The sequence below is a fragment of the Arthrobacter sp. R3-55 genome, assembly GCF_054161505.1.
In genome coordinates this window covers 2,882,111-2,900,353 of the sequence record NZ_CP096423.1, presented here as the reverse complement: position 1 = coordinate 2,900,353, position 18,243 = coordinate 2,882,111, and the positions used below count along the sequence as shown (strand labels likewise).

Below are 18,243 nucleotides of genomic sequence, written 5' to 3'. Positions count from 1 at the left end.
TTGCCTGATCAGATTTCGTAGTCCAGCGGTGCAGGTTTGCTGTACGCGCCGCTGTGGTAGAGCAGGGGAGTGCCGACGTCGCCCACTTGGCCGTCGACGACCTCAACTACTACCACTGCGTTGTTTTCGAACGAGAGCCGCATCTGGATCTTGCCCACCAGCCAGCCACTGACGTCCTTGAGGATGGGTACCTCGTGGGGTCCGGGTTCCCAGTGGTCACCTTCGAACCGGTCGCGCGTCCGCGCGAAGCGGTTGGCCAGGGCTTGGTTCTCCAAGCCCAGCATGTGGACGCCGATGTACTCGGCATTGGCTACCGCAGGCCATGAGCTGGAGCTCCGTGCCATGTTGAACGTGAACCGGGGCGGCTCAGCGGACAGCGACGCCACAGAGGTTGCGGTGAAGCCGAAAGGCTTTCCCTTCAGGTTTGCCGTGATGATTGCTACGCCGGCCGCATGCCTGCGGAACATCTCCCGGAAAGTCTGGTCGAAGCCGGATGATTCGCTTGTCACGTGGATGTATCTCCTGGACTGGGGGCTGCGTATACCTTCAGCGTATTCCTCCAGCACCGCAGGGTCCTCATTGTGTTGGGCCTGCATGCACCTTTGTTAATGTGAGGGGTATGACCGAGCCCACCGTGCACGTCCCTGCTGTTGCCGAACCGGCTCCGGCCCCTCGTTCCCGCATGTCCAAGGAATTCCTTTGGTTGGTCCTTCCGGCGGCTTCCGGAGTCCTCCTTGGTGTCCTTTGGTGGTTCCTTGCCCCTGGCGGAATCAACCTGATCACCGGCAACCCCGCGCTTGGTGATGCCAATAATCCTGACACCTGGCTTCCGCGGGATCTGGTCCTGGCAGGATTGGTGCTTGTAGCGGGATGCTTTACCGGCGTCATGCTGGACGGGAAGCTGCAGGGACCCAGCGTGGGGCGCCGTTTGGCGTTTGCGCTTCTTGGCGGCGTGCTGGGTAGCATCGTGGCGTGGTTGGTCGGATTGCTGGCGGCGCAGGTCTTTGGCCCCGCCCCGAATCCTGCCCTTGGTCCCGGATACGGCTTCACGCTCCGGTCCTATGCTGTGCTGTTGCTGTGGCCGGCTGCCACTGCGTTCATCACGTTCGTCTTGTCGCTGTTCGGGGTTCTTTCCAAGAAGCCCGTAAAATAGCCAGGTGACCACTTCTTCGGATACTTCCGCCCGCGCCGCCGCTTCCCTTGATTTCCGGAGCATCGATTTCCGGGGCCGCCACCTCTCCTTGGCGCAGTTGCGTGCCGCCGTCCCCAGGGCGCGCCATCAGACCATGGCGGATGCAGAGCAGAAGGTCCAGGACATCATCTCGGCTGTTCGCGGCCGCGGCTTTGCCGCGCTCGCTGAGCTGGCAAGGAAGTTCGACGGCGTCGAGCAGTCCCACCCGCGCGTTCCGGCTGAGGCACTGACACGGGCGCTGGAGGAGCTGAACCCCGATGTCCGCGCTGCTTTGGAGGAGTCCATCAGCCGCGCGCGGCAATTCGCCGAGCAGCAGCGACCCGGCAACGTCGATGTTGCCTTGGCTGATGGCGCCGTCGTCAGCCAAAACTGGATTCCCGTGGGCCGGGTCGGGCTTTATGTGCCCGGTGGTCTGGCACCTTTGGCGTCCTCTGTCATCATGAACGTCGTGCCTGCAGTGGCGGCCGGCGTTGAGTCCATTGCCTTGGCTTCTCCTCCGCAGAAGGACTTTGATGGCCTGCCGCACCCCACTATCCTTGCGGCCGCAAAGCTCCTGGGCATAGACGAGGTCTACGCCATCGGTGGCGCACAGGCAATCGTCTCCTTCGCTTATGGCATTCCGGGTTCAGCGGATGAGTTGCCCATCGAACCGGTGGATGTGGTGACGGGTCCGGGAAACATTTTTGTTGCAACGGCCAAGAGGTTGGTCAAAGGCGTTGTGGGAATCGATTCCGAGGCTGGAACAACAGAGATCGCCATCCTGGCCGATTCCACTGCGCAGGCACCCTTGGTGGCTGCAGACCTCATCAGCCAGGCCGAGCACGATCCCAAAGCAGCTTCAGTCCTGGTGACGGACTCCGAGGACCTGGCCGACGCCGTCGTGCTTGAATTGGCGCGGCAGGCTGCTGCCACAAAGCACAGCGCCCGGGTTCTGGAGGCGTTGTCCGGGCCGCAGTCCGGGGTGGTGCTGGTGGACGATCTTGATCAGGGGATCGCGGTGTGCAATGCCTATGCAGCTGAACACCTTGAAATCATGACGGCGGATGCGCCGGCTGTTGCGTCGCGGATCAGGAATGCCGGGGCCATCTTTGTGGGTGACTACAGTCCGGTCAGCCTCGGCGACTACTGTGCGGGATCAAACCACGTACTGCCAACCAGCGGGACCGCGGCTTTTTCTTCCGGCCTCAATGTCACCACGTTCCTCCGTGCCGTGCAGGTCATCAATTACAGTCGCTCGGCCTTGCAGCAGGTCAGCGGGCACATTGTCAGTTTGTCCGGCGCCGAGGACCTTCCCGGTCACGGCGATGCGGTCCGGATCCGCTTCGCCTAAGGTGCTCAACCACTACATATAAGGGTCCCCACCACTACATGTAGTAATTACACGCTTGTCATTACGGTGTGAACGAACGTAAACTGGTGCAGGAAGTGAAACTTCCGGCACCTTTTTGCGTCTCCGGCACCCGCCGGGCGTTGCATGCCGGAACTGTCAGGGGAGGCCCAGCGTGTATTGTCCGTTCTGCCGGAATCCCGACTCCCGTGTCGTCGACAGCCGCATGGCCGACGACGGCTCTTCCATTCGCCGCCGCCGTCAATGCCCCGAGTGCGGACGCCGGTTCACCACAGTGGAAACCACCAGCCTGTCCGTCATCAAACGCTCAGGCGTCGGCGAGCCCTTCAGTCGTATCAAGGTCATCAGCGGTGTCCGCAAGGCATGCCAGGGGCGCCCGGTCACCGAGGACGATCTTGCCATGCTGGCGCAGGAGGTCGAAGAGAACATCCGGTCATCCGGCGCCGCGGAAATTGATGCGCACGAGGTAGGTTTGGCCATTCTCGGGCCGCTGCGAAAGTTGGATGAGGTAGCCTACCTGCGCTTCGCCAGCGTCTACCAGGCATTTGAATCCTTGGAAGACTTCGAATCCGCCATTTCCCTGCTTCGCCACGAGCATGAAGAGCACGCCAAAGCCGGCGCCCAGGAAGCGGCGAAGGGCTCGGAAAAGAGCCAACTCTAGCTCCGGTGGCGGTGCGGAGGGGAAGCCGCACCCGCCACCGGCCACCCCCGCAAGAACCAATACGCCAGGGGGAATCCGGGCACGCTTTCCGGTTGTCCGGTCAGCGGCCACCGGACACGGGGAGCACCGCGCCGGTAATGTAGCCGGCTTCGGCGGACATCAGCCACAGGACGGCCGCAGCTACTTCGTCGGGTTCGGCACCCCGCCCCATGGGAATGGTGGGGTTCAGTCGTTCTACCCGGTCCGGCATGCCCGCGGCGGCATGCAGCCCCGTGTTGGTACTGCCGGGAGCCACAGCATTGACCCGGATGCCCTGTTTGGCCACCTCGGCCGCCAATCCCACCGTGAGGACATCAACGGCTCCCTTGGACGCAGCGTAGTGGACCCAGGTTCCGGGGGAGCCCGCTTTGGTGGCGGTTGACGAGATATTGATTATGGAGCCACCGCTGCCGCCATGGTCCGTGGAGAGCCGACGCACCGCTTCCTGGCACATGTGGATCACCCCGGACACATTGACGTCCACCACCCGCTGAACGGTCTCGGCCGGCACGTCCACGAGGCTGCCGATCAGGTTGCCGGTGATGGCTGCGTTGTTGATGACGGCAGTTACCTGACCCAAGCCTGCGGCTTCGTCAAACAGACGCACGACGTCGGCAGGGCGGCTCACGTCCGCCTGGACGGCCAGTGCCCTGCCACCGAAGCCGATGATGTCCTCCACAACGGTTTGTGCCCCTGCAATGTCTTCGGAGTAGTTGACCACCACTGCGTATCCGGCCCTCGCCGCAGCGTAGGCCACGGCAGCTCCGATGCCCCGGCTTGCTCCAGTGACGATTGCTGCTCCGGCCTCCAAGCCCGTACCCCCGGTCATCTGCGGTTTACTTGGCGAGCTTGTGGTGCAGGGCGACCTCAAGCGCTGCGCCGACAATACCGGCGTCGTTCTTCAATTTCGCGGTCACGATCTTGGTGCGCAGGTCAAGGTGCGGGAAGTATTCATCGGACCGCTTGGAGATGCCGCCACCGACAATGAAGAGTTCAGGCGAGAAAAGGAACTCAACATGCTGGAGATAGCGGTTGAGCAGCACGCCGTACTCGTCCCAGCTCAGGCCGTCGCGTTCGCGGGCCACGGCGGAGGCCTTGGTCTCGGCGTCGTGGCCGTCGATCTCAAGGTGCCCGAGCTCGGCATTGGGGACCAGCTGGCCGTTGAAGATGAACGCGGAGCCGATGCCGGTTCCCAGTGTAATGACCAGGACAGTTCCGTCCACGCCCTCACCGGCGCCGTAACGCGCTTCGGCCAAGCCGGCGGCATCGGCGTCGTTGATGACCTCCACAGGACGTCCCAGGCGCTTGGTGAACGTCGTGTCAATGTCAGTACCAAGCCAGGTCTTGTCCACATTGGCTGCAGAATTGACCACACCGTGCTGGATGATGCCGGGGAACGTCACACCCACCGGCGAGTCAGCCGCGGGAGCGTCCGGGCGGCTGGAGAGTTCCTCCACGATCTGGGCGACAACCTCGGCTACAGCTTCCGGAGTGGCGGGCTGGGGAGTGGGGACGCGGAAGCGGTCACCTATCAGTTTGCCCTTCTTCAGGTCGACGATGCCGCCCTTGATGCCGGTGCCGCCGATGTCGATACCGATCAGCGGTGCGTTCTTGTGGGTCTTCTCATCCTTCTTGGACAATGCAATTCCGATCATGGCAGGAGGGGATGGGCATGGCGCAGCCGCCCGGGCTGCTGGACCTTCCGAATAGCTCAGGGAAGGGTAAGGATTTCCGCACCGGTCTCAGTGACCAGCAGGGTGTGTTCGAACTGGGCCGTGCGCTTGTGGTCCCGGGTGACGACTGTCCAGTCGTCGGACCACATATCCCAGTCGATGGTGCCGAGGGTCAGCATGGGCTCAATGGTGAAGACCATGCCCGCCTCGATCACAGTGTTGTACGCCGGGGCTGCGTCGTAATGCGGAATGATGAGGCCCGTGTGGAAAGCCTCGCCCACGCCGTGGCCCGTGAAGTCCCGCACCACGCCATAGCCGAAGCGTTTGGCGTAGGACTGGATGGCACGGCCGATTACGTTGATTTCGCGGCCGGGGGCCACAGCCTTGATGGCCCGGTTGAGCGACTCCTGCGTACGCTCAACCAGCAGACGGGACTCTTCATCCACGTCGCCAACCAGGAAAGTGTAATTGGTGTCCCCATGGACGCCGTTGATGAATGCGGTGATGTCGATGTTCAGGATGTCGCCATCCTGGATCACGGTTGAGTCCGGGATTCCGTGGCAAATGACCTCGTTGAGTGAAGAACAGAGGGACTTGGGAAAACCGCGGTAACCGAGCGTCGAGGGGTATGCCTTGTGGTCGAGGAGGAACTCGTGCCCAATCTTGTCCAGCTGGTCCGTGGTGACGCCGGGCTCAATGTGCTTGCCGACCTCGACGATCGCTTGTGCTGCGATCTTCCCTGCGATCCGGATCTTCTCGATGGTCTCCCGGGACTTCACCTCGGAGCCCGTGAACTTGGCTGGTGCTTTCTTGCCCACGTACTCAGGCCGCGGAATGGAGACCGGGACAGGCAGCTCAGGGCTGACGGTTCCCGGTGTGAGGGCGCCGATGGGTGCAGTCGAAGCAAGAGAAGGCATAGATTGATCATATAAGGCACACAAGAGACGTAAGTAACAAAGCTTGGCTGGGTGCCTGTGACCCCGCCAACGTTACGCGTCCGGCCGCCCATGGATTGAGGAGGAAACGTGACGGAGTACTGGTACAACGTCAAGACGCATGAGATCGAAGAGGACGCCATGTCCGATTGGACCCAGCTGATTGGCCCTTACAAGACCAGGCAGGAAGCCGAGCACGCCTTGGAGAAAGTCAAAGCGCGCAATGATGCCTGGGACGCCCAGGACGACGACTGACCAGGGTGGCACCTAGAAGGAATGCTCAGGTCCCGGGAACTGCCCGGACCTGACGTCCTCACCGTAGGCGGAGGCTGCCTCGCTCAAGGTGGTGCGGAGGTCAGCGTACTGCTTGACGAACTTGGCCATCTTGCCTCCCCGTAGTCCAGCCATGTCCTGCCACACCAGGACCTGGCCCGTGGTGGTGTTGCCGGCTCCGATTCCTACAGTGGGCACCCGCAGCGCGGCGTCGATGGCGGCTGCGGTTTCAGCCGGAACCATTTCCATGAGCACGCTGAAAACTCCTGCGTCCTGGAGGGCAAGGGCGTCGTCCACGAGGCGCTGCGCGTCCTCGCCGCGGCCCTGGACACGGTACCCGCCGAGGGTGTGTTCGCTCTGCGGGGTAAATCCAATGTGCGCCATGACGGGGATGCCGGCCTGGACCATGGCCTTGACAGTGTCCGCGTAGTAGGCGCTTCCCTCGATCTTGACCGCGTGCGCCAGTCCCTCCTTGAGGAACCGGACGCCGGTAGCTACTGCTTGTCCCGGCGAAACCTCGTAGCTCCCGAAGGGGAGGTCCGCTACGATCAGTGCGCGTTTCGCCGCCCGGCTGACGGCCCGCGTCAGCGGCAGCAGTTCGTCCACGGTGACTGGAAGACTGGTCTCGTTGCCGTAGACGTTGTTCGACGCTGAATCGCCTACCAGGAGAACCTCGATTCCGGCCTGGTCGAAGATCTCTGCAGTGTACTGCTCATAGGCGGTCAGCATCGCAAAGCGGGAGCCGTTGTCCTTGGCCTGCTGGAGGCGGTGGATCCTGACCCGGCCGGTTGGCTTGGAGGGCGCAGCGGAGGGGGCATTTGGCGCCGAGCCCGGGCCGGTCCCGTAGGGCGCGGGAACTTCGGCGGGCGTGGTGGACTCGGGAAGGTTGCTTGGGGCCATGGATAGAGCCTAAGCCGTGCCGGGGACGCCTGCCACCAGTGTGCCCGGCGTCACTGAATGTAAACGCTGTGTTACGCGAAGGTACTGCTGCGGCATTAGCTGCCAAGTCTTAGTAGAGTGAAGGCTGAGTTGTCGTGGCTTCAAACCTTGGAGCCGGCGGCATGGACACTGAATCGGAAAAGAGGCCCTATGGACCGCCAGCAAGAGTTCGTTCTGCGGACGATCGAAGAGCGTGACGTGCGCTTCGTACGCTTGTGGTTCACCGACGTCGTGGGTTCCCTTAAATCGGTGGCGCTTGCGCCCGCCGAGGTTGAGGGAGCCTTTGAAGAGGGCCTTGGTTTTGACGGTTCGGCAATCGAGGGCCTTGCCCGCGTTTTCGAATCGGACATGCTGGCCCAGCCCGACCCCTCGACCTTCCAGATTTTGCCGTGGCGCGGTGAGACGGAGCAGACCTCGCGCATGTTCTGCGATGTCCTCACTCCCGACGGTGAGCCTTCCGCCGCAGACCCCCGCAACGTCCTCAAGCGGACCCTGGCTAAAGCCGCTGACATGGGGTTCACCTGCTATACCCACCCGGAGATTGAGTTCTATCTCTTGAAGTCCAAGGACCTCGGCCCGGACGGCTCGCCGGTTCCCGTGGACGAGGGAGGCTACTTCGACCACGTTCCTGGCGGCGTTGCCCAGGACTTCCGCCGGACTGCCGTAACCATGCTCGAATCGGTCGGCATCTCCGTGGAGTTCAGCCACCACGAGGGCGGCCCCGGCCAGAACGAGATCGACCTCCGCTACGCGGATGCACTGCAGACCGCCGACAACATCATGACCTTCCGGACGGTCATCAAGGAAGTCGCACTCCAGCAGGGCACCTACGCCACCTTCATGCCCAAGCCTTTCACTGACCACCCCGGCTCCGGCATGCACACCCACTTCTCCCTGTTCGAGGGCGACACCAACGCGTTCTTCGAAGCCGGAGCCGAGTTCCAGCTGTCCAAGACGGCGCGCCAGTTCATTGCCGGAATCCTGAAGCACGCGCCTGAGTTCACGGCCGTGACCAACCAGTTCGTGAACTCCTACAAGCGGCTTTGGGGCGGCGGCGAAGCGCCAAGCTACTTGAGCTGGGGACACAACAACCGTTCCGCGCTTGTCCGCGTTCCCCTGTACAAGCCCGGAAAGGGCCAGTCAGCGCGCATCGAATACCGCGGTATCGATTCCGCCACCAACCCGTACCTGGCTTACGCTGTGTTGCTGGGCGCCGGATTGAAGGGCATCGAGGAAGGCTATGAACTTCCCGCAGCCGCGGAAGACGACGTCTGGTCGCTGACCACCGCTGAGCGCAGGGCCATGGGACATGCACCATTGCCGGCCAGCCTCCACGATGCCATCCGTGCCATGGAGGAATCCGAGCTTGTAGCTGAGATCCTGGGCGAGCAGGTCTTTGAGCACTTCCTGCGCAACAAGCGCGCGGAGTGGCAGGACTACCGCCTCCAGGTCACGCCGTACGAGTTGCAGCGCAACCTCGGCATTCTGTAGGCAGGGCCAGTGAGCCTTGCACGTCGGCTCATTTCAGCCGGATTCAGTGATCTCGAAAAGGCCGAACGTTTCCTTGCAGCCCCTGAACTTGAGGGAATTGACCAGGACGCGCTCTTTGCCGGGCTCTCCATGTCGGCGAGCCCGGATACTGCCCTCCAATCATTGGTCCGGCTTCTTGAGAAGAATCCCGGACTGAAGAAGCTGGCTGCTGCGGACGCGGACACCAGTGAGCCGATGTACCGCCTGCTGGGTGCTTCCGAGGCGTTGGGGGAGTTCCTCATGCGACGGCCCGAACACCTGGATGTCTTTGAGGTCCGCGTCAGCCCCGAGCCGCTCCAGGCCTCCGGTGAAGAACTCCGGGCCATGCTGCTCCGTTCCGTGAAGGCCGAACCCGGCGCCCAGCGCCCCGTGGCGGGGTTGACCGGAATGCCGGCCTACGCGGCGCTGCGGAGCGCCTATCGCCGTGGTCTGACTGAGCTGGCCATCAGGGACCTCTGTGCTGCCTCGCCCCAGGATTTCATGCCCGCTGTCGGTGCCGAATTGGCAGACCTCGCCGGTGCGGCCATTGAGGCTGCCCTCGCCGTGTCCAGGGCTGAAGCGGCTGGACAGTACGCGACCGCGGAGATCGCCGACGTCGGGCTGGCCGTCATGGGCATGGGCAAATGCGGCGCCCGCGAACTGAACTACATTTCCGACGTCGATGTCATCTACGTCATTGAGGCAGGGGAGCTCGATGACGCGCGGGCGTCCACCATCGGCACGGCACTGGCCTCCGGGATTTCCCGCGCCATTTCCTCTTTGGCGCCGGAACCCGGGCTGTGGGAAGTCGACGCCAACCTCCGGCCTGAAGGTAAGTCGGGGCCGCTGGTCCGCACCTTGCCCTCCCACCTCAGCTACTACGCACGCTGGGCCGAAAGCTGGGAGTTCCAGGCGCTGCTCAAGGCGAGGACCATTGCCGGTGACCGGGAACTTGGCCAGCGCTATGAGAAGGCAGTGGAACCCCTGGTGTGGGCCTCGGCGGGCCGCGAGGGGTTTGTTGAATCCGTGCAGGCGATGCGCCGCAGGGTTACCGATTACATTCCCGCGGCCGAGGAACAGCGCCAGATCAAGCTGGGGCGGGGCGGCCTTCGCGATGTCGAGTTCACCGTCCAATTGCTGCAACTGGTCCACGGTAAATCCGATGAATCCCTGCGGTGCAGGGACACCACGTCAGCAATAGCCGCGTTGTCGGCCGGAGGCTACATCGGACGCACGGACGCGGCAGCGTTCGACAACGCCTACCGTTACCTGCGTTTGCTGGAGCACCGGATCCAGCTTTTCCAGCTGCGGCGTACCCACCTTATGCCTGTCACCGAGGATGCCCAGCGGTTCCTTGCCAAGGCTGTCCTGGGGCCCTTCTCCATGGAGCGTCCCCACCCTGACCAGCTGATGGGCACCTGGCAGAAGACCAAAAAATCCGTGCGGGAGCTTCATGAGCGGATCTTCTACCGTCCCTTGCTCAATACCGCGGCCAAGCTGAGCAGCGAGGACGCCAAGCTCAGCCCCGAGGCAGCACAGGGCCGGCTTGCCGCCCTCGGCTACTCGGATCCGCAGGGAGCCATGCGGCACATTGAAGCACTGACGGCAGGAGTCAGCAGGCGGGCGGCGCTGCAGCGGCAGCTTCTTCCCATTTTGCTGGGTTGGCTCGCTGAAGGCGTAGATCCCGACGCCGGTCTGCTTGCTTTCCGCAGGGTCAGCGAGGCTTTGGGAACCACACACTGGTATTTGGGTTTGCTCAGGGACTCCCAAGCAGCTGCGGAACGTTTATGCCAGGTGCTGGCCAATTCCCGGTTGATCTCTGATCTCTTGGAAGTTTCCCCGGAATCCGTGGCGTGGTTGGGCAGCGACAAAGAGCTGGTTCCCATCAGCTTCGAAGCCCAGTGGCAGGAAATCCAGTCAAAGTTGTCCCGCCACCCGGATCCCGAAAGCGCCATGAGGCTCATTCGCCTGATCCGGCGCCGCGAGATCCTGCGGACTGCGATTGCCGACAGCTCCGGATTGCTGGACCAGGACGCGGTTGGCCTTGCCCTGGCCGAAACCGATCGGGCCGCTGTCTTGGGGGCCCTGCATGTAGCGGAAGCCGTGGTGGCCTCCGATGGTCCGCTGAAAACCGATGTTTTGGTAGTTGCCATGGGACGTCAAGGTGGGCGGGAGATCGGCTACGGCTCGGACGCGGATGTCATCTATGTACATCGCGCCCGGCCCGGTTTTGCTGATGCCGAAGCCCAGGAGCAGGCGACGGCGATCGTCGCGAAAGTCTCCAGCTTCCTCACCCAGCCGCTCAAGCCTGCGATCATGGCTGAACGGGTCCTGATGGTGGACGCGGACCTCCGGCCCGAGGGTAAGAACGGCGCAATGGTCCGCTCCTTGGAGTCGTATGCGGAGTACTATCGCCGGTGGTCGCTCATCTGGGAAGCCCAAGCACTGCTGCGGGCCCGCCCCATGGCTGGCTCCGATGAGTTGGCTGCCGATTTCCTCAAGCTCATCGATCCGATCCGCTACCCTCAGGAGCTGGCGGAACAGGATGTGCGGGAAGTCCGTCGGGTCAAGGCACGCGTCGAATCAGAACGGCTGCCACGTGGCGCTGACCCTGCGCGTCACGTCAAGCTTGGGCGCGGCGGCCTGAGCGACGTCGAATGGCTGGTTCAGTTGATCCAGCTGCAGCACGCCGGAAAGCATGCGGAACTCAGGACCACGTCCACCCTTGAAGCCCTTGAAGCCGCGGAAAAGCTGGACTTCATCAGTCAGGAGGACGCCGCGCTTCTGCGGGATGCCTGGCGTTTTGCCAGCCGGATCCGGTCAGCGAATGTGATTGTCACGGGACGGGCCTCGGATCTCCTGCCGTCGTCGCGGAAGGACCTTGAGGCTGCGGCGCGTTGGTGTGGCTACGCTCCCGGAAACGCGGGCCAGTTCGAAGAGGACTACCTAAGGCTCAGCCGGCGGGCCAGGGGTGTGTTCGAGAAGGTGTTCTACGGCAATTAGCCCATGGGAAGTGCGGCTTGGGCCTTTTCACGGGCATGCCGCAGCATGGCGACCACCGGCACGCCGGGAACCAGCGCGCCGTCGACTACGTAACCCTCCTCCCGGTCCTGGAGAGTTTCCACCATCCGTCCGCGCCATAGTCGCAGTTGGTGGTGGTGCGCGGGGTCTTCGGCGAGGTTGAATCGTTCCTGGGGGTCGGCGTCGAGGTTGAACAGTTCTTCTGTGCCCTTCCCTGACCCCCAAATGTACTTGTGATGGCCATCGGTCAACCAGTGGAGGTTCTGCCCCCAGTAAACGTGTTCGCCGTGCAGGACCTCCCGGACGGCGTGGGTGTTTTCCCCGCGCACCAGAGGCGCAAGGGATACTCCATCCACGGAGTCAGGGATGGGCAGGCCCGCGAGATCCAGCAGCGTGGGCATGATGTCACGAAGTTCCACTACGTGTTCCACTACAGTCCCACGGGCTGCGTCCGGCGCTGCCGGGGCATCGGCAATGATGAAGGGAACCCGTGCGGACCCCTCGTACGGAACCGCTTTGCGGAACATTCGGTGGTCGCCCATCATTTCACCGTGGTCGCTGGTGAAGGCGATCACCGTATTCTCATCCAGCCCGAAGTCCGCCAACGACTCCCGGATGCGGTTGACCTGCAGGTCAATCTGCGCCATCAGCCCGTAGTAGCCGGCCCTCGCGCGGTGGACAACATGGTCCGGGATCCGGCCATAGCTCGCTTGGTAGTCACCGTCCTTCCGGTGATCGTCCCAATGATGCTCCCAGTTCCCCAGCACGGTCTCATAGTCGGGAATGCCGAGGTACTGCTCAAACGCCCACGACGGCGGATCGTACGGTGGGTGCGGACGGTGGAAGGACAGGTAGAGGAAGAAGGGCTTCACGGGGTCCCGGCGGTGCATCCATTCGATGGCCTGAGTTCCGATCCAGTGGGTAGGGTGCAGGTTTTCCGCTTTGTCCCAGGCCTGGCAACGATCGAGTTGCAGTTCACGCCGTGATCGAAATATTCGGCTTCGGGGCCCATCCCCGGTTGCCTCCGGAGCCACGGCACGTAGTCGTCAAACATGGCAAAGTGCTGCCGGTGTTCCCGCCGCGCGTGATGAAGGTAGCCGTCGTGAAGGATCACGTCATCGAAGCCGAGCCTGGAGCGTTCCGGCCACACATGCATCTTGCCGATTGCCTGTGTGTGGTATCCGCCCTTTCTGAACTCGTCCTGAACTGTAACCGGGTGGACTGCGTGGAACGGGACGCCGTCGTTGTACCCCACCCGGCCGTGCCGTTCCTGGGACTGGCCGGTAAACAGGGCCACCCGGGCAGGAACACAGGAAGGTGTAGCAGAGTAGCCTTTGGAAAAGCGGACGCCGCTTCGGGCGAGTTCGTCAAGGTGTGGAGTTTCCACGTGGGGGTGGCCATCCGAGGACAGGCAGTCGCCCCTCCATTCATCGACGCAAATCAGAATGACGTTCGGCCGGCTCATGGAATGGTTCCTTCGACGTAGGGAACTGATGTGGCAACCCTAGTAGGAAGAATCAAGAAATGCTCGAATATGACTCGGAAGATCTATTTTCGAGCGTTAGTGATCACATGGATGTCGGTGACATTTGGTTGATCCCCCTCAAGCACCTGGACGAAGACGCGCGGGCCATCCAGCTCGGGGCAGTCGCCCGGCTGTCGGTCGAGGACTGGCAGCGGGCGTTCGTCGGTGACCCTCTCCGGATGATGCTGATAGCCCTGGAGGAAGAGTCCCGTATGCCGTATGTCATCGAGTCCGGGGGCATAGCTGTTGGCGTGCTGACCCTCCAATCCAGTGCCGCCCGGTTGGCAGGTTGGTCCGATGATGATTCTGCGTGGTTTCTCAGGGGCTTCCTGATTGACTCGGGAAGCCAAGGGCGAGGCTTGGGAACACGGTCCGCGCGCGCGGTCGTGGAGGAAGCGCGGAAGTTGACGATACGGCTGGGAGGCGGTCAGGCCGGCGTCGTGCTGTCCGTTAACGAGCGCAACCCGGCGGGCCAGGCCGCTTATGCCAAGGCGGGTTTCGTGGATGCCGGCAGGTATGAGGGAGGCAGTTCCGGTCCGCAGCGCATCATGTATCGGGCCTTCGACTGACCATGCGTCAACTCTGGTTGACGCTCCTTGCGACGTCAACTAGAGTTGACGGCATGGAGGTGGATCGAATGAAAACCCTGGTGGGATCAATGGATGGAATGGGCCCGGCTGAGGCACTGTATGCAGTGGCGGAACTACAAAAAGAAGTAGGGCGACAGGAAGCGTCATTAGTTCGGGCCGCCAGGCAGTCAGGCTTGTCCTGGGAAGCGATAGCCCTTTGCCTGGGCGTCAGCAAGCAGGCTGTGCACAAAAAGTATGGAAAGCAATAGGGGTGGCGCCGAAATCGGGAGCGAAAAGGGCTGGTCGCGGGTGGCGGGGGTCGCTTAAGCTTCTCGCGTGACAAGCATGCTGGATGCGGACGGTGCGGCATTCTCCACCATGTGCTGCTTCCGCTGCGAGCAGGCCGGGCCGCACTGGTCCTCCCGTCACGGCCGTGCTGGAACTTTTGCCTGCAGGCGCTGCTTTGCAACCTTCTCCGACGACGAACCTGCCGCCCGTGACGGACGGTTCGAATCCAGCGGTACAGCCCTCCCGGACGGTGGAAGTACTCCCGAATCCAAGTAGTTGCGGCGGCTGCTGGTGAAAAAACGAGTACACACTACTCGTGCCCCCGGGTTTCCGCGAGGGCAGCATGGTGGTTATGACAACGTATGTGATTGAACCAGCGGCCCTGCTCCATCGCTGCCAGTGCTGCGGCGAAGAAACCGATCGGGTATTCTGCACTGACTGTGCGGCACCTGAGGTAGCGGGACAGGCGCCCCGAACCCGGCATTGATCTTTGGTTCCCTTGGCGCGTTCCACCGCAGTGGGCGTGACCATGGGAGCATCAAGCTGCGCAGACGCTAAGTATCCTTATAGACTTCTTTTGTCACCGTTCTCGAGGCAGAGGAAAAGTCCATGGAATACAACGGAAGTTCGACAGAGAAGACCATAACAGCCGGGGAGTTGGACCGGCGCCACGTGGGTCAGTCCGTGAGCTTTCAGCCCAATGACTTCACTGTGGTCTTCGGAACCATCGCGGGTATTGCGCGAACTGAAGCGCTGGTCTACCTATCGCTCGCTGGAGTGGGTGGCGGCACCCACCTGAAGGATGAATACGACCTCACCATAGATCACAAGGTCTACCTTCAGCTTGATCCGCTCGGAAGCGCTGAGAAGGGCCTTTCGGAAGCGGCCGGGTTCGTCAAGGAGAAACTGGACGAGATCGCCAGGAACATCCGCGAACGCGATCAGGATAAGACTGAGTAGTCCGCGCTACTGCACCAAAAAACGATCCCCGGTCCGTATGGGCCGGGGATCGTTGTGGTTAGTGCTTCTTGTGTAGCTTAGACGCCGTAGTAGAGCTCGAACTAGACAACTCTGATTGTGGGTGGTTGTATACGGTTGAGTTCCGCTAGTTCTAGGGGTTTTGTCGGTGGTCGGGTGTGGGCCAAAATTGGGCTCTTGCGGCCCTTTTGCGGACTGACTGCGGACTGCGAAGGCCTGGATTCCTAATAGGATGCTTCGATGACCACTGACGATATATTCCAGCCCGAACGTGTATTCACCACGACGCAACTGGCTGAGGCTCTACAGATCAGCAACAATCAAGTCACTACTCTTGCCCAGCGCGACAACTGGCCTCACATGAAGGTTGGCAACCGCCTGCGGTTTACTGAATCCCACGTCCGGGAAATCTATGAGCAGTTGAAGGCTCCTGCCGCCGAGGCGCCCGAGCCGCGTCGCAAGGTAGGTTCACGTTCTAGACAAAGCAGAATCCCGCGCTCTTAACGCCTAAGGGGTCCGCGCCACCACAGCAGGACCCCTCAAAGCGGTTCTTCAAACCAACACGCTTGAACTGCTATTAGATTAACAGAAATGCAGGTTTGCGCAAGTCCACTACGTGTAAATCTGCAAAAATGTGCATCAGCTCTTCTGCCGCAGATACTCTGGGTCGGGCTCCATGTCCTCATATGGGCTGCGCGCAACCGCGCCGGCCCGTCCTCCGCGTTTAGCTCGGCCATCATCTTCTGGAAACCATCACGGTCAAACTTCGCCATGAGTGAGACCCTAAGCGGATGGGCTGACAGAGTTTGAGGATCACCCCTTCTAGGTTCAGGGGGCCGGCGCGGGTTCGAACGTATACGAGGCATGCGTACTGGGGAGGTGCAATTTCCCCATTTGTTGGATTTATTGGTTTGGTATTGATAGTGTCGGGCATGTCCGGCCCCGGTGGTGATGCCGCCGGCGGTTTACATTTTCTCTTTGAGGGTTTCTATGTCGCGTGTGTTGTCTACTGAGCAAGCTAAGGCTGCTATTGGTCAGTTGCAGAAGATTTCGCAGGATATTTTCTCTGCTGGCGGCGGCGCGTAGTTGTCGTAGATGGGAGGGCCTCACGGCCCTTCCTGTCCAGTTCGTAGGGATTTCATTGGGGGAGTAAGTAGTGGCCGTTGCGTTTGATGATGATTCTGCCGCGTCGTTGGTCAGGGTTGCCCGTGATGTCGACGGGCGGCTTCGTGATGAAGGTGTGTTTCGTCGTGGGGCGGTAGAGACAGCGCTGGAGGACTTCGCTGGTGGGTATGCGGACTTGTTCAAAGAGGCTGCCTCAATTGAGGTTGAGGATCGGGGGAAGCTGGCCTCAGTGCTTGACGATCTTGCCGGGCAGGTAGAAGAAGCACAGCAGAAAGCGCGGGAGGAACGTGACCGCCAGTCCCGCCTGGCGGCTTGGCGTGAGCGGGAGGCCGAACGTGAAAGCAGGCGCGAGAACTTCATCGGAGACGTCGGCACTGCGGTGGAGGGACTCTTTGATCAAAAACCCTCTGAGGCGCCGGTCGCGCCACCAACTATCTCTGCTGTCTTCTCTCCCAGACAACGCAACCGCACCTCAGGGGGAGGATCTTCGAACGGGAAAAGTTCTGCCGTTCCAGACCATCTACGCACGTTCGTGGCCCAAGCTAGGGCGTCTAACACAGGCATGCAGCAAGATCTCATGCAGTTGGGCAACGCGTGGGTGTCTTTCACTTCATCGTGCTCCTGGGTTCTGCTCGGATCGAACTCGTTCCCTGGCGGTTTTGAGCGGCTCTTGAGCGAGAATGAAGCGGATGCTTACTGGATTGAACACATCGCTGATTCATTCGCTGCCGCCGGCGGAGGATCCCTCTCAAACGGAGCGCTCGATCTGGCCCGTACAGGTCTCTCGCCGTTGAGCGATCAGGAACTGTTGCACGCGCTTTCGTCCGTGCCCGCAGAAGAGCTCGCCGCCATGCTGACGGCCTCTCCAGCGCTAAAGTCACAGCTTCAGTTGATAAACCCAACCGAGATCCACTCGTGGTGGACGGGCTTGAACCCTCCCCCGGGAGCCAAAACCCAGTACTCGGTACGACAGGATCTCTTGCTGACAAAGCTCCCTACGGTCTTCGGAAACCTGGAAGGAATGCCCTACAAGGCCCGGGACCACGCCAACCAAACCGCGCTCAAGGCAGCCGTAACCGATGTGAAGGCCCAAATCGCCCAGATGCAGTCTCTCGTCGATGAGACACCCGTGACCTACGGTGAGGTGCCTCCCGTGGTGGCCGTGATGAGGAAATCACTCACTGACTTGCAGAAACGACTCGACGTGCTCCACAACATCGGAGACGCCCTGAAAGGTCCACGCGGCAGCACCAGCGAGCGGCATCTCATCTCGCTCACTCAGGACAACCCACCCTTGGCATCCGTGTCGATCGGCGATCTCGACACTGCGAGCAGTGTCACCTACGCGGTTCCGGGCATGAATACCACCACCGGTGACATGACGGGGTGGACGAAAGCAGCCCAAAACCTACATAACCTGCTTCCAGAAGGAAGCGCTGTGGTGTCCTGGATTGGGTACGAGACCCCGCCCGCGCCCGCACTGGATAACAACCTTAACCTCGGCGTTCTTGACGTGAATCGCGCAGTAGCGGGTGGGCATAAGCTCGCCGGGGCGCTCGGTGGCCTGTCTGCAGTCCGCGGTGAGAGCGCGCCGCAACTCAATATTGTGGCTCACTCGTACGGGAGTACCACTGCCGCGGTGGCCCTGACTCAGCCGGGTATCAAGGTGGATAACTTCGTCACGCTCGGCTCGGCAGGGCTGCCCGATAACGTCCGTACCGCCGCTGACCTCAACGCAGGACACGTATACTCCGGTCATGCGCGCGACAAGATACCTGGCGAAACCGAAAGCGGTGACCAGTGGGCCTGGACCGGCCGGGAAAACAGCCGTGACCACCACGTGAACCCGATCAAACCTGAGTTTGGTTCCCACGCCTTCGGCACTGATACCGGCGGCGAAGCCGGACGGCCCGTCACCGACCACAACGGTCTCGTGCCGGAGGGTGGCGAACAGGCCGGATATTTTGACGAGCGAACAGAGTCTCTAAAAAATGTAGCCTGGGCAATCAGGGGAGAAACCGAGAAGATCACCCCGTATGTCCCGCTGGGGCCGACTGATCTGCAAAAGGCCCTACTGGAAGGAATGTCGAATGCCAGCGGTTAAGACGCATATTAGGATCCTCACGGCCGTGACGGCCGTGCTAATGATGGGAATGACAGTAACCGCA

General features: G+C 61.6%; 19 protein-coding genes. 12 read left to right on the top strand and 7 right to left on the bottom strand.

Going from position 1 to position 18,243, the window contains the following annotated elements; translation table 11 throughout:
* Nucleotides 1-8: 8 nt before the first annotated feature.
* On the bottom strand, nucleotides 9-509 hold the full coding sequence (locus M1D51_RS13405) for a flavin reductase family protein (RefSeq protein ID WP_172324348.1): 501 nt from the start codon (nucleotides 507-509) through the stop codon (nucleotides 9-11).
* Nucleotides 510-619: 110 nt separating this feature from the next.
* On the opposite strand from M1D51_RS13405, the gene M1D51_RS13400 reads away from it, so the two are divergent.
* From M1D51_RS13400 to nrdR, 3 genes are all read left to right on the top strand, one after another.
* Nucleotides 620-1,153, top strand: a complete 534-nt coding sequence (locus M1D51_RS13400) for a hypothetical protein (protein WP_458106835.1) — start codon at nucleotides 620-622, stop codon at nucleotides 1,151-1,153.
* A gap of 4 nt (nucleotides 1,154-1,157) precedes the next feature.
* Nucleotides 1,158-2,522, top strand: a complete 1,365-nt coding sequence (gene hisD, locus M1D51_RS13395) for a histidinol dehydrogenase (protein ID WP_458106834.1) — start codon at nucleotides 1,158-1,160, stop codon at nucleotides 2,520-2,522.
* A 172-nt stretch (nucleotides 2,523-2,694) separates the two neighbouring features.
* A complete protein-coding gene (gene nrdR / locus M1D51_RS13390) occupies nucleotides 2,695-3,201 on the top strand; it encodes a transcriptional regulator NrdR (RefSeq protein ID WP_172324342.1) in 507 nt (168 codons plus the stop codon).
* A 100-nt stretch (nucleotides 3,202-3,301) separates the two neighbouring features.
* Here the strand turns inward: nrdR and M1D51_RS13385 are convergent, their stop codons facing one another.
* The 3 genes from M1D51_RS13385 to map form a co-directional block, all read right to left on the bottom strand.
* A complete protein-coding gene (locus M1D51_RS13385; protein ID WP_458106833.1) occupies nucleotides 3,302-4,069 on the bottom strand; it encodes an SDR family oxidoreductase in 768 nt (255 codons plus the stop codon).
* 7 nt (nucleotides 4,070-4,076) lie between these two features.
* A complete protein-coding gene (gene ppgK, locus M1D51_RS13380) occupies nucleotides 4,077-4,880 on the bottom strand; it encodes a polyphosphate--glucose phosphotransferase (protein ID WP_172324349.1) in 804 nt (267 codons plus the stop codon).
* 71 nt (nucleotides 4,881-4,951) lie between these two features.
* Nucleotides 4,952-5,830, bottom strand: coding sequence for a type I methionyl aminopeptidase (gene map / locus M1D51_RS13375; protein WP_458106832.1), 879 nt, complete (start codon nucleotides 5,828-5,830; stop codon nucleotides 4,952-4,954).
* Nucleotides 5,831-5,938: 108 nt separating this feature from the next.
* Between map and M1D51_RS13370 the strand changes: the two genes are divergently transcribed.
* Nucleotides 5,939-6,103, top strand: coding sequence for an SPOR domain-containing protein (locus tag M1D51_RS13370; protein WP_144662557.1), 165 nt, complete (start codon nucleotides 5,939-5,941; stop codon nucleotides 6,101-6,103).
* A 12-nt stretch (nucleotides 6,104-6,115) separates the two neighbouring features.
* Here M1D51_RS13370 and panB read toward each other — a convergent pair whose 3' ends face one another.
* The gene (gene panB / locus M1D51_RS13365; protein WP_458106831.1) at nucleotides 6,116-7,021 is read right to left on the bottom strand and encodes a 3-methyl-2-oxobutanoate hydroxymethyltransferase; all 906 of its coding nucleotides are present in this window, start codon (nucleotides 7,019-7,021) and stop codon (nucleotides 6,116-6,118) included.
* 189 nt (nucleotides 7,022-7,210) lie between these two features.
* Here panB and glnA point away from each other — a divergent pair, with 189 nt between their 5' ends.
* Nucleotides 7,211-8,551 (top strand): type I glutamate--ammonia ligase, encoded by a 1,341-nt coding sequence (gene glnA / locus M1D51_RS13360; RefSeq protein ID WP_026542529.1) that lies wholly within the window; start codon nucleotides 7,211-7,213, stop codon nucleotides 8,549-8,551.
* Nucleotides 8,552-8,560: 9 nt separating this feature from the next.
* Nucleotides 8,561-11,572 (top strand): bifunctional [glutamine synthetase] adenylyltransferase/[glutamine synthetase]-adenylyl-L-tyrosine phosphorylase, encoded by a 3,012-nt coding sequence (locus tag M1D51_RS13355; RefSeq protein WP_458106830.1) that lies wholly within the window; start codon nucleotides 8,561-8,563, stop codon nucleotides 11,570-11,572.
* On the opposite strand, the gene M1D51_RS13350 is transcribed toward M1D51_RS13355, so the two are convergent.
* Complete coding sequence (locus tag M1D51_RS13350) at nucleotides 11,569-12,462, bottom strand: sulfatase-like hydrolase/transferase (protein WP_458106829.1); 894 nt, start codon at nucleotides 12,460-12,462, stop codon at nucleotides 11,569-11,571. The genes M1D51_RS13355 and M1D51_RS13350 overlap by 4 nt on opposite strands.
* Nucleotides 12,459-13,055 (bottom strand): sulfatase-like hydrolase/transferase, encoded by a 597-nt coding sequence (locus M1D51_RS13345; RefSeq protein WP_458106828.1) that lies wholly within the window; start codon nucleotides 13,053-13,055, stop codon nucleotides 12,459-12,461. Before M1D51_RS13345 ends, M1D51_RS13350 begins: the two co-directional genes overlap by 4 nt.
* 59 nt (nucleotides 13,056-13,114) lie before the next feature.
* On the opposite strand from M1D51_RS13345, the gene M1D51_RS13340 reads away from it, so the two are divergent.
* The 6 genes from M1D51_RS13340 (at nucleotide 13,115) to M1D51_RS13315 (ending at nucleotide 18,179) form a co-directional block, all read left to right on the top strand.
* Nucleotides 13,115-13,684 (top strand): GNAT family N-acetyltransferase, encoded by a 570-nt coding sequence (locus M1D51_RS13340; protein WP_458106827.1) that lies wholly within the window; start codon nucleotides 13,115-13,117, stop codon nucleotides 13,682-13,684.
* A gap of 53 nt (nucleotides 13,685-13,737) precedes the next feature.
* Nucleotides 13,738-13,953 carry an AsnC family protein gene (locus tag M1D51_RS13335; RefSeq protein ID WP_253951435.1) on the top strand — a complete coding sequence of 72 codons (216 nt, stop codon included), beginning with the start codon at nucleotides 13,738-13,740 and terminating at the stop codon, nucleotides 13,951-13,953.
* A gap of 67 nt (nucleotides 13,954-14,020) precedes the next feature.
* Nucleotides 14,021-14,248: a hypothetical protein gene (locus tag M1D51_RS13330; RefSeq protein WP_172323030.1), complete on the top strand. Its 228-nt coding sequence runs from the start codon at nucleotides 14,021-14,023 to the stop codon at nucleotides 14,246-14,248.
* A 333-nt stretch (nucleotides 14,249-14,581) separates the two neighbouring features.
* Complete coding sequence (locus tag M1D51_RS13325) at nucleotides 14,582-14,932, top strand: hypothetical protein (protein ID WP_026542534.1); 351 nt, start codon at nucleotides 14,582-14,584, stop codon at nucleotides 14,930-14,932.
* A 258-nt stretch (nucleotides 14,933-15,190) separates the two neighbouring features.
* Nucleotides 15,191-15,454, top strand: coding sequence for a helix-turn-helix domain-containing protein (locus M1D51_RS13320; RefSeq protein ID WP_172323029.1), 264 nt, complete (start codon nucleotides 15,191-15,193; stop codon nucleotides 15,452-15,454).
* 652 nt (nucleotides 15,455-16,106) lie between these two features.
* Nucleotides 16,107-18,179: an alpha/beta hydrolase gene (locus tag M1D51_RS13315; protein ID WP_458106826.1), complete on the top strand. Its 2,073-nt coding sequence runs from the start codon at nucleotides 16,107-16,109 to the stop codon at nucleotides 18,177-18,179.
* Nucleotides 18,180-18,243: the final 64 nt, after the last annotated feature.